This window comes from Enterobacteriaceae endosymbiont of Donacia bicoloricornis (assembly GCF_012567955.1).
In the GTDB taxonomy this organism is placed as follows: domain Bacteria; phylum Pseudomonadota; class Gammaproteobacteria; order Enterobacterales; family Enterobacteriaceae.
The window spans coordinates 441,623-452,342 of sequence record NZ_CP046186.1 but is presented as its reverse complement, the minus strand read 5'-3'; the positions used below and the strand labels follow the sequence as shown (position 1 = coordinate 452,342).

Annotated in this window: 9 protein-coding genes; 2 read left to right on the top strand and 7 right to left on the bottom strand. The window is 18.2% G+C overall.

Going from position 1 to position 10,720, the window contains the following annotated elements; translation table 11 throughout:
• On the top strand, positions 1-942 hold a 942-nt coding region (gene trxB / locus GJU03_RS02185; RefSeq protein ID WP_168919042.1), incomplete at its 5' end, for a thioredoxin-disulfide reductase.
• A 61-nt stretch (positions 943-1,003) separates the two neighbouring features.
• Here trxB and infA read toward each other — a convergent pair.
• The 5 genes from infA to ppa form a co-directional block, all read right to left on the bottom strand.
• Positions 1,004-1,222 (bottom strand): translation initiation factor IF-1, encoded by a 219-nt coding sequence (gene infA, locus GJU03_RS02180; protein WP_168868203.1) that lies wholly within the window; start codon positions 1,220-1,222, stop codon positions 1,004-1,006.
• A gap of 35 nt (positions 1,223-1,257) precedes the next feature.
• Complete coding sequence (locus tag GJU03_RS02175) at positions 1,258-3,003, bottom strand: ATP-binding cassette domain-containing protein (RefSeq protein WP_168919041.1); 1,746 nt, start codon at positions 3,001-3,003, stop codon at positions 1,258-1,260.
• Between the two features lie 27 nt (positions 3,004-3,030).
• Positions 3,031-4,752: an ATP-binding cassette domain-containing protein gene (locus tag GJU03_RS02170; RefSeq protein WP_168919040.1), complete on the bottom strand. Its 1,722-nt coding sequence runs from the start codon at positions 4,750-4,752 to the stop codon at positions 3,031-3,033.
• 70 nt (positions 4,753-4,822) lie between these two features.
• Complete coding sequence (gene eno / locus GJU03_RS02165) at positions 4,823-6,070, bottom strand: phosphopyruvate hydratase (protein ID WP_168919039.1); 1,248 nt, start codon at positions 6,068-6,070, stop codon at positions 4,823-4,825.
• Positions 6,071-6,189: 119 nt separating this feature from the next.
• A complete protein-coding gene (gene ppa, locus GJU03_RS02160) occupies positions 6,190-6,729 on the bottom strand; it encodes an inorganic diphosphatase (protein ID WP_168919038.1) in 540 nt (179 codons plus the stop codon).
• Between the two features lie 143 nt (positions 6,730-6,872).
• Here ppa and rpoZ point away from each other — a divergent pair, with 143 nt between their 5' ends.
• Positions 6,873-7,124 (top strand): DNA-directed RNA polymerase subunit omega, encoded by a 252-nt coding sequence (rpoZ, locus tag GJU03_RS02155; RefSeq protein ID WP_168919037.1) that lies wholly within the window; start codon positions 6,873-6,875, stop codon positions 7,122-7,124.
• 36 nt (positions 7,125-7,160) lie between these two features.
• Here the strand turns inward: rpoZ and gyrB are convergent, their stop codons facing one another.
• Positions 7,161-9,578 carry a DNA topoisomerase (ATP-hydrolyzing) subunit B gene (gene gyrB, locus GJU03_RS02150; protein WP_168919036.1) on the bottom strand — a complete coding sequence of 806 codons (2,418 nt, stop codon included), beginning with the start codon at positions 9,576-9,578 and terminating at the stop codon, positions 7,161-7,163.
• Between the two features lie 35 nt (positions 9,579-9,613).
• A partial coding sequence (gene dnaN, locus GJU03_RS02145) for a DNA polymerase III subunit beta (RefSeq protein ID WP_168919035.1) occupies positions 9,614-10,720 on the bottom strand: 1,107 nt, incomplete at its 5' end.

Genomic DNA, 10,720 nt, shown 5'->3' with positions numbered 1-10,720 from the left:
ATTTTAGGGTCTGGACCTGCTGGTTATACGTCAGGAATATATTCTGCAAGAGCTAATTTAAATCCTATTATAGTAACAGGAAATGATATTGGAGGACAATTAACAAAAACTTTTAATATAGAAAATTGGCCAGGAAATTTTCCACAAATAACTGGAAAGAAATTAATGAATCAATTATATAATCATGCACTATATTTTAATACCAATATTATAAATGATACAATAGTAAAAATTATTAATTTTAATAAATCACCTTTTATTGTGGAAGGTAATTTATTTAAATATATTTGTAATAGTATAATTATTGCTACTGGATCATATCCAAAATTTTTAGGTTTAAATTCCGAAAAAAAATTTATAGGAAAAGGAATTTCTTCTTGTGCTGTTTGTGATGGTTTTTTTTATCGTAATAAAACAGTAGCTGTTATAGGAGGAGGTAATTCTGCAATAGAAGAAACATTATATTTAGCAAAAATTGCTTCTAAAGTACATTTAATTCATAGAAAAAATAATTTTACTGCTGAAAAAATATTACTTAAAAAATTAAAAATATTAATAAATACTAATAAAGTAGTATTACATACTCCTTATATAGTAACAGAAATATTAGGTAATAGTGTAGGAGTAACAGGAATAAAAATTTCTTCTTTATATAAAGAAAATATTAAAATAATCCCATTATATGGAATCTTTATATTAATTGGAACTATTCCTAATAGTATTTTATTTAAAAAAATATTAAAATTAGATGAAAATGGTTATATTATTACTAATAAAAATAATTCTTATTTTACAGAAACAAGTATTTCTGGAATTTTTGCCGCTGGTGATGTTATGGATAATACTTACAGACAAGCAATTACATCATCAGCTACAGGTTGTATGGCAGCATTAGATGCACAAAGATTCTTAAACAAACAAGAATTATTAATAAATAATTAATTTCAAAAAAAATTAATTAATTTAATAATAAATTCATTATTAAAAAATAATAATTTCGTTATTAACGACTACGAAAAATAATTCTTCCTTTTTCTAAATCATATGGTGTTAATTCTACAGTAACTTTATCTCCAGTTAATATACGAATATAATTTTTTCTCATCTTGCCTGAAATATGAGCTGTTATTATATGTCCATTTTCTAATTTTACATGAAAAATAGTATTTGGTAATGTATTTAATACCACACCTTGCATTTCTATATTATCTTCTTTTGACATGGTCTTTCCTTATATAAATAAATAAAAAATCATAATTATGATTTTATATTATTTTTTATATAATTCCAATAATATCCTTTTTTATTTACCAAACTTTTATAATTTCCTTTTTCAACGAAAAAACCATCATCCATAAAATAAATACAATCCATTTTTTTCATAATATTAATATTATGTGTTATAAATATAATTATTTTTTTTTGGAAAATTGATAAAATTAAATTAATAATTTTAGTAGATGAAATTATATCTAATCCTTCTGTAAGTTCGTCTAATAAAATTAAATTTCCATTATGAAGTATAATTCTTGCTATTCCTAATTTTTTTAATTCACCTCCTGATAAGATTCTTCCTCCTTCTCCCATCCATATATTTAAATTATTTTTTTTATCTAATAAATTTTTTAAACCAACTAATTTTAAAACTTTTATTAAATATTTATCGCTTATATTTAAGTTATTTTGATTATTTAATAAAATATTGTTTTTTAATGTGTCACTAAATAAATATATTTTTTGAGGTAAAACACTGATATTTTTTCTTAATGATAATAAATCCCATTTATTTAAATTATATTTATTTAAATAAATTTTTCCTTTTATTGGATCCCATGCTCTAGTTAATAACATAAATAATGTTGATTTTCCACAACCATTATATCCTGTAATAGCTATTTTTTGTTTTTTTTTTATATATAAAGATAGGTTTTTTAATATATATGGATAATTTTTTTTATAATAAAAATATAAATTTTTTATGTTTAATTCCAAATAGTAATTTTTATTATTTTTTTTTTGATTTATAAAATTAATACTTTTCTTTATTTCTAATATATTAAAAATTTTTTTAGCTGAAAACAATATTTCATATATATTTTGGAAAATATTATTTAAAGGAAATAATATTTGTGAAAAAGTTATTAGAAATAGTATAAATAATATAATTTTATATTGTAATTTTATATTATCAAAATATATATGATTATATATTAATAATAATAATATATTAATATCAGTAATAATATTTATTAATAATTCTGAATAAATATTAAAATTATTTTTTATTAATTGTATTTTTTTTAATTTTTTTTCTAAAATAGTAATTTTACTAGATATGTATTTTATTCCTTCAAATATTTGATAATCATTATAATGTGATAAAAAATTATTTATTACATAATAATATTTTTTTTTTGTATTTATATTTTTTTTTCCTATTATTTTACCTTTTTTATAAAAATAAAAAAGGTAAAATATAGTTAATATTATTATATTAATAAATAAAATCATAAAAAAAAATATATTAAATATACTTAAATATAATAAAATTAGTAAAGTAATAATACTTATAATTAAAAAAGGTGTAATTATTCGTAAATACAAAAAATCTAATATTTCAATATCTGCAATTAATATATTTAATATTTCAATATTATTTATTAGGATTAAATTAGATGGATATAAAGGAAATATTTTTTTTAGAACTAAAATTCTTAAATTTTTTAAAAAATATAAAGTATTATTATGTTGAATTATTTTTTCAAAATATTTAGTAATGATTTTTATTACTGAAATTAATCTAATAATGGTTGAGGGTATAATATAATTATAATATATTTTGTTATTTTTAATACCTACTAAAAAAGTATGTGTTAGTAAATATCCAGAAGTTATAGATAAAAATAAATTCATTAAATTATTTATTATAGATAAAATAATTCCTAAAAAAATTTTTTTAATATAATTTTTATAATTTTTTAAAAAATAAAATATATAAAACATTTTAAAATACTCTTTTTAAATAAAAAATTATTTATTTTCTGTTAATTTTAAAATATGTTTTTTAATAATTTTTCCATTTTTCATATACCATATTTCATTATAATAATTTATTTGACATATTTTATGTGTAATTGTTATACTAATTTTAGTGGGTGAGTTATTTTCTTTTATTGATTTAATAATATCATATTGACTTTTAATATCAATATTAGATATTGGTTCATCTAATAATAATATTATATGATCTTTTATTAAAGCTCTAGCAATAGCTATTCTTTGTAATTCTCCTACTGATAAATATATCCCTTCTTTACATAAAGAACTATCTATTCCATTAGGTAATTTTTTTAAAAAATCTTTTATCCCAATTTTTTTAATAATTTTTTTTATTTTAGATTCATTTATTTTTTTATTAAAAAATAAATTTTTTCTAATTGTTATAGCAGGTAATTTAGGATTTTGTTTAACACATGATATTATTTTATACCAACTATATAAATTTATATATTTAAATTCAATATTGTTAATTTTTAATGATCCATTATATGGTAAAAGACCTAAAAAAACATTAAATAATGTTGTTTTCCCACAACCATTATCACCAGTAATAACTATATTTTTTCCAGAAAAAATTTTAAAAGATATAGGACCTATTAATACGTTACCTTTTTTATTTTTAACAATTAAATTTTTTGCTATTATTTCTAGTTTATTTATTTTTTTCAAAAAAAATTGTTTTTTTTTTAAAAAAATATAAATTTTATTATTTAATAATTTTATAATATTATCAGCTGCACCAATAGCTTTAGATCTAATATGATATAATATTCCCAAATTACTAAAATTTTGAAAATATTTAGAAATTAACATTAATATAAAAAAACTATGTAATATCTTAATTTCTTTATTATAAAAACCAAAATTTATTATATGTAAATATATAAAACTAAAATACATAATAATAAAAGCTAAAGAAATAGAAGAAAAAAATTCTAAAATAACTGAAGTTAAAAAAATAATTTTTAATATTTCAATATTTTTTTTTCTATATTTTTCAATATAAAAAGAAATTTTTTTTATTTCTATCTTATAAAGATTAAATAATCTAATAGTTTCTATACCCTTTAATCTATCAAAAAATAATCCATTTAAAATGGATAATATTTTAAAATTTTTCTTATTTTTTTTTGTGGTTTTTTCTCCAATTATTATTATAAAAAAAATAATTATTATACTAATAATAATCATTATTAAATCTATAATCCAACTAATAAAAAATATATTAATTAAAATTAATAATGATGTTATTTTTACATTAAATAACTGAGGTATATATTTATTATAATAATCTTGTAAGTTTTCTACTTGATTTATAATTAATGATATATCAGATCCAATTGTTTGACTTTTTAATTTTTCATAGTATCTAGATGTAAATTTATTTAGTATTTTTTTTCTAATAGAAATTTTTATTATTTCACTATAATAAAAATTTATTTTATTTATTATAATAGTTAAAAATGTCTTTATAATAAAACATAAAAATAATATTACATAATTATAAAAAATTATTTTTTTATTTTCTTTTAAGAAAAAAGTTTGTATTTGCTTAGATAAAATCCAATTTTGTATTATTAATAAACATAAATTAATAAAATTTAATAAATAAGAAATTTTTAATAAATTTTTAGCAAAAAAACCTTGTTTTTTTAACCAAAAAATTATTTTTTCTTCTGTATATATTTTCATTTTATATTTGAAATTTTATTAAATAAAATTTTACTATGTTGAATAATATACAACATAGTAAAAAAATTACTTATAATTTTTCTTCAATTCTAATTAATTGATTGTATTTTGCATTTCTATCAGAACGACTCATAGAACCGGTTTTAATTTGATCAGCATTTGTACCTACAGCTAAATCTGAAATAAAAGTATCTTCTGTTTCTCCGGATCTATGTGAAATAATAATTTTATATCCTGCTTTTTTAGCTATTTTAATAGTAGATAATGTTTCTGTAAGAGAACCTATTTGATTTAGTTTTATTAAAATTGCATTAGCCACTTTATATTTAATTCCTTTTTTTAAATATTTTTGATTTGTAACAAATAAATCATCTCCTACTAACTGAACTTTATTTCCTAATATTTTTGTTTGATAAATAAATCCATCCCAATCATTTTCATCTAATCCATCTTCTATTGAAGTAATGGGGTATTTTTTTATTAAATTAGATAAAAAATTGGTAAATTCTTTTGAAGAAAAATTTATGTTTTCACTTTTTAAATGATATTTTTTATTAGAATATAATTCTGAAGCAGCACAATCAATAGCGAAAGTAATATCTTTACCAAGAATAAATCCTGCATTATAAATAGCATTTGATATTATATCAAATGCTTCACTATTACTGTATAAGTTTGGAGCATATCCTCCTTCATCTCCAACTGAAGTAATTAGTTTTCTTTTTTTAAGTACTAATGATAAATGATGAAATATTTCAGCGCCATAACGTATAGCTTCTTTTATATTTTTTGCACTAATAGGTTGTATCATAAATTCCTGTATATCTAAATTATTATCAGCATGTTTACCTCCATTAATAATATTAATCATTGGTATTGGCATAAAAAGTTTTTTTTTAGTATCATTAATATTACTAATATGTTGGTATAATGGAATTTTATTAAATAAAGCAGCAGCTCTAGCATTAGCTAAAGAAACTGCTAAAATAGTATTAGCTCCAAAATTAGATTTATTTTCAGTATTATCTAAATTAATCATAATTTCATCAATATTTTTTTGATCCAATGAATTTTGATTGATTAAATATTTATTTAAAATTTTATTAATTATGTTAACTGATTTTAAAACACCTTTACCTAAAAATCTTTTTTTATCTCCATCACGTAATTCAATTGCTTCTTTAGATCCTGTTGATGCCCCAGAAGGAACAGATGCAAGTCCAATTATATTATTTTCTAAATGTACTTCTGCTTCAATAGTTGGATAACCTCTAGAATCAATAATTTCTCTACCTATTATTTTTATTATTTTAGACATTTTTTTTCCTTAATAAAAATTATAATATAAGTAATATTTTATTAAAATTTTTCGTAAAAAATATATTAAAATTTTAAAAACTATTTTAATTAATAAAATAGAACAATAACTGAAATTTATTAATAACTGTTATTTTTTTTAAATCTTTTAATAGCAAGTAAAATTTCATTTTCTGCTTGGAAAGCATTACCCCAACTATCTACTTTACACCATTTATTTTGTTCTAAATCTTTATAATGTTTAAAAAAATATATAATTTGTTTTTGTAAGAAAATAGATAGATCTTCTATTTTTTTAATAGAAGAATATTCTTGTGAAATTTTATCATGAGGTACTGCAATTATTTTTTTGTCATCTCCAGCTTCATCTATCATATTTAATAAACCTATAGGACGACATCTAATTACAGATCCTGGTATAATTTGATATTTTGTAATTACCATTACATCTAATGGATCATCATCTAATGATAATGTATTATTTATATATCCATAATTACATGGATAAAATATAGGTATATTGATAAAACGATCAACAAATAATATTCCGTATTTTTTATTAATTTCATATTTTATTGGACTAGAATTAGAAGATATTTCAATAATAACATTAATATCATGAGGAATATTCTTTCCGGAAGGAATACAATTTAAATTCATATAATAATTTCCTTTAATATAAAAAATATATTTTTTATAAAATATTTTAATATTAAAATATATGATAATATAACTAATATTGTTTTTTAAATAAAATAAATAAATTAATTTATTTATTTTACAAAATAAATGGAATATTTATTATGGCTAGAGTTACTGTAGAAAAAGCTGTACAAAAAATAGGTAATAGATTTGATTTAGTTATAATAGCAGCTCAAAGAGCTAGGCAAATTCAAATTAAAGGAAAAATTCCTTTATTACCAGAAAAAAATGATAAAACAACCATTTTAGCATTAAGAGAAATTGAAAAAGGTTTAATAAATAAAAAAATTATAGATAGTTATGAAAAAAATATAGATAAAAAATTCAAATCTATTGATTTAGATAACTATTAATTTTTTATAAAAAAATTTTTATTTTTAAATACTTGATTAAATATCAATATTAATTACTTTTAATGCATTATTTTTTATAAATAACCTTCTAGGTTCTACTTCATCTCCCATAAGAGTTGAAAATAATTTATCTGCTTTTTTTGCGTCTTTAATTGTAACTTGTAACATATTACGAGTTAAAGGATTCATAGTTGTTTCCCATAATTGGTTAGGATTCATTTCACCTAATCCTTTGTATCTTTGTATAGTAAATTTTTTTTTACATTCTTTTAATAACCATTCAATACCTTCTTCAAAAGAATTAATATTTTTATATTTTTCTCCTTTTTTTACACGAAAAATTTTTCTTTTTTTTAAAGAAAATAATTTTTCTCCTAATAAGCATATTTTTTTATATTCATGACTAATAAAAAAATCATAATTAAAGAAATATTTATTTATATTACCATATTTATTTTCGTAAATTATAGGTTCAAAAATATTTTTTTTTATATTTTTATTTATTTTTCCTGAAAAATGAATATTAATATATTTTTTATTTAAAAATAATAATAAAGTATCTAACCATAAATTAACATTATTAAAATTATCCAATTTTTCTAATTTTATATTATGTAATAATGCAAATAATATTTTTTTTGAAAAAATATATTGTGAAAATTTTATAATTTTTTTTACATAATTATATTCATTTACTAACATTAGTAATTTTTTATTTGATAAAATTTTTTGTGAATTTTTAAAAAAAAATATAGCTTTATTTAAAGCAATATTTAATGTAAAAATTTCCATTTCTTCATTATTTTTAATATATAATTTTTTATTACCTTTTTTAATTCTATATAGTGGAGGTTGTGCAATATATACATATCCTTTCTCTATTATTTGAGGTATTTGACGATAAAAAAATGTTAATAATAAAGTACGAATATGTGCTCCATCTACATCTGCATCTGTCATAATAATAATATTATGATATCTCAATTTATCTATACTATATTCATTTTCATTAATATTACAACCTAAAGCCGTAATTAGTGTAATAATTTCTTGTGAAGAAATAATTTTATTAAATCCAGCTTTTTCTACATTAAGAATTTTACCTTTTAATGGTAAAACTGCTTGATTTTTTCTATTTCTTCCCTGTTTTGCTGATCCTCCAGCAGAATCTCCTTCTACTAAATAAATTTCAGATAATTTAGGATTACTTTCTTGACAATCAGATAATTTTCCTGGTAATCTGGATATATTAAAAATATTTTGATTTTTTATTATTTCTTTGGTTTTTCTTGCTACATCTCTTATTTTTGCTGCATGTATAATTTTTTCTATTATTTTTTTTGCATCGTTAGGATTTTCTAATAAAAAAAACATTAATTGTTGATTAACATAACTTTCTACTAAAGATTTTATTTCTGATGAGATTAATTTTTCTTTAGTTTGAGAAGAAAATTTAGGATTTGAAATTTTAATAGATATAAGCGCTATTAATCCTTCTCGAGTATCTTCTCCTGTAACATTAATATGTTTTTTTTTTCTATTATATTTTTTTTCTTTATCTATATACAGATTAATTGTACGTGTTATAGCGGCTTTTAATCCAGATAAATGAGTACCTCCATTTTCTTGAGGTATATTATTTGTAAAACAATATATTTCTTCTTTAAAAGAATCATTCCATTGCATAGCAATTTCTATACTAATTTTGCTATTTTTATTAAAACAATAAAAAATATTATTATGAATAATATTATTATTTTTATTTAAATATTTTATAAATTCTTTTATTCCACCATTATATTGAAATAAATTAAATTCATTATTTCTTATATCTTTTATTGAAATAGATAATCCTGAATTTAAAAATGATAGTTCTCTTAATCTTTTAGATAAAATTTTATAATTAAAAGACTGAATATTTTTAAAAATATGATAATTAGGCCAAAATCTAATATGTGTACCTGTAGTAGTACTACTAGAAATATTTTCTAATTTAGTTTGAGGAATACCATAATAATATAGTTGTTTATATAATTTTCCATTTCTTTTAATTATTAATTCTAATTTCTTAGATAAAGCATTAACTACTGAAATACCTACTCCATGTAATCCCCCGGATAATTTATATGATTTATTGTTAAATTTACCTCCTGAATGTAATATAGTCATAATTACTTCAGCCGCTGAAATTTTAGCTTCTTCATGTATATCTGTAGGAATTCCTCTTCCATCATCAATAATAGAAATAGAATTATCATTATGAATAATTATGTTTATATTTTTACAATAGCCAGCAAGAGATTCATCTATAGCATTATCTATAACTTCAAAAACCATATGATGTAATCCTGTACCATCATCTGTATTCCCGATATACATGCCAGGTCTTTTTTTTACTGCATCTAATCCTTTTAAAATTTGAATACTTGATGCATTATAATATTTATTTGTCAAATTTAACTCTCTATTTTTATAAAAAAAATGTATTTTTAAATTTTCATTGGCATAATTAAATACATTTTATTTTTTTTATATTCATCTTCTATTTTAATACTAGAAATATTATCAATAAAAGAAATTTTAATCATATTACTTTCTAATATATTAATAACACTAATTAAATAATTAATATTAAAAGATATATTAATATTATATTTTTTTTCATTATTATATTTTTCTATTTTTAATATTTCTTCTGCTTTTTCGTTATTTATATTAGTACTAGATATTTTTAAATAATTATTACTAACTAATAAAGTTACTCCTTTAGTTTTTTCATTAACTAAAATAGAAATTCTATTTAAGGAATTTTTAAATTCTATACGATTAATTTTTATAATTTTATAAAAAAAATTAGGTATAATTTTTTCATAATTAGGAAAATTACTTTCAATTAATTTAGATATAAATTTTAAGTTATTAAAAATAAAACAAATATTATTATTATTAATTTTAATATTAATTAATTCGTCAGTATTTTTAATTAATTTAGATAATTCAAAAATACTTTTTTTAGGAATTATAGCATAATAATTAATAATATTTGTACTTATTAAATAAGTATATATAGATAACCTATGTCCATCAGTTGATACGATATTTAAAACATTATTTTTAATTTGTAATAATAATCCATTTAAATATTTTCTTACATCATTATCTGCTATTGAAAAATAAGTAGCATATATAAATTTTTTTATTGTTTTATGTTTAATATTAAATTCTATATCAGGTTTTATAAAATCTATAGTAGGAAAATTATTTGCTGGTAAAGTAGCTATACTAAAATAACAATTTTGTGATATAATAGTAGCTTGATTTTTACTAAAAGATATGTTTATATCGTGATTTTTAGGTAAACTACGACATATATTATAAAATTTTTTTCCTTCAATTATAATGGAATATTTTTTTTTATTACTTTTATTTTTAATAAAAGATGAGATTTCAATTTCTAAATTAGTACTTTTAAAAAAAATTAAACCATTATCTAAAATATCTATTAAAATATTATTAATATTTGAATATATAGATTTGTTATTAATAATATTTGTTACATATTTTAATGGTTTAATTAACAATTCACGGTTAATAAT

Bases quoted from the DNA above. Each gene is read 5' to 3' on its own strand.
- infA (WP_168868203.1), bottom strand. From the start codon at position 1,222: ATGTCAAAAGAAGATAATATAGAAATGCAAGGTGTGGTATTAAATACA.
- GJU03_RS02175 (WP_168919041.1), bottom strand. From the start codon at position 3,003: ATGTTTTATATATTTTATTTTTTAAAAAATTATAAAAATTATATTAAA.
- GJU03_RS02170 (WP_168919040.1), bottom strand. From the start codon at position 4,752: ATGAAAATATATACAGAAGAAAAAATAATTTTTTGGTTAAAAAAACAA.
- eno (WP_168919039.1), bottom strand. From the start codon at position 6,070: ATGTCTAAAATAATAAAAATAATAGGTAGAGAAATTATTGATTCTAGA.
- ppa (WP_168919038.1), bottom strand. From the start codon at position 6,729: ATGAATTTAAATTGTATTCCTTCCGGAAAGAATATTCCTCATGATATT.
- rpoZ (WP_168919037.1), top strand. From the start codon at position 6,873: ATGGCTAGAGTTACTGTAGAAAAAGCTGTACAAAAAATAGGTAATAGA.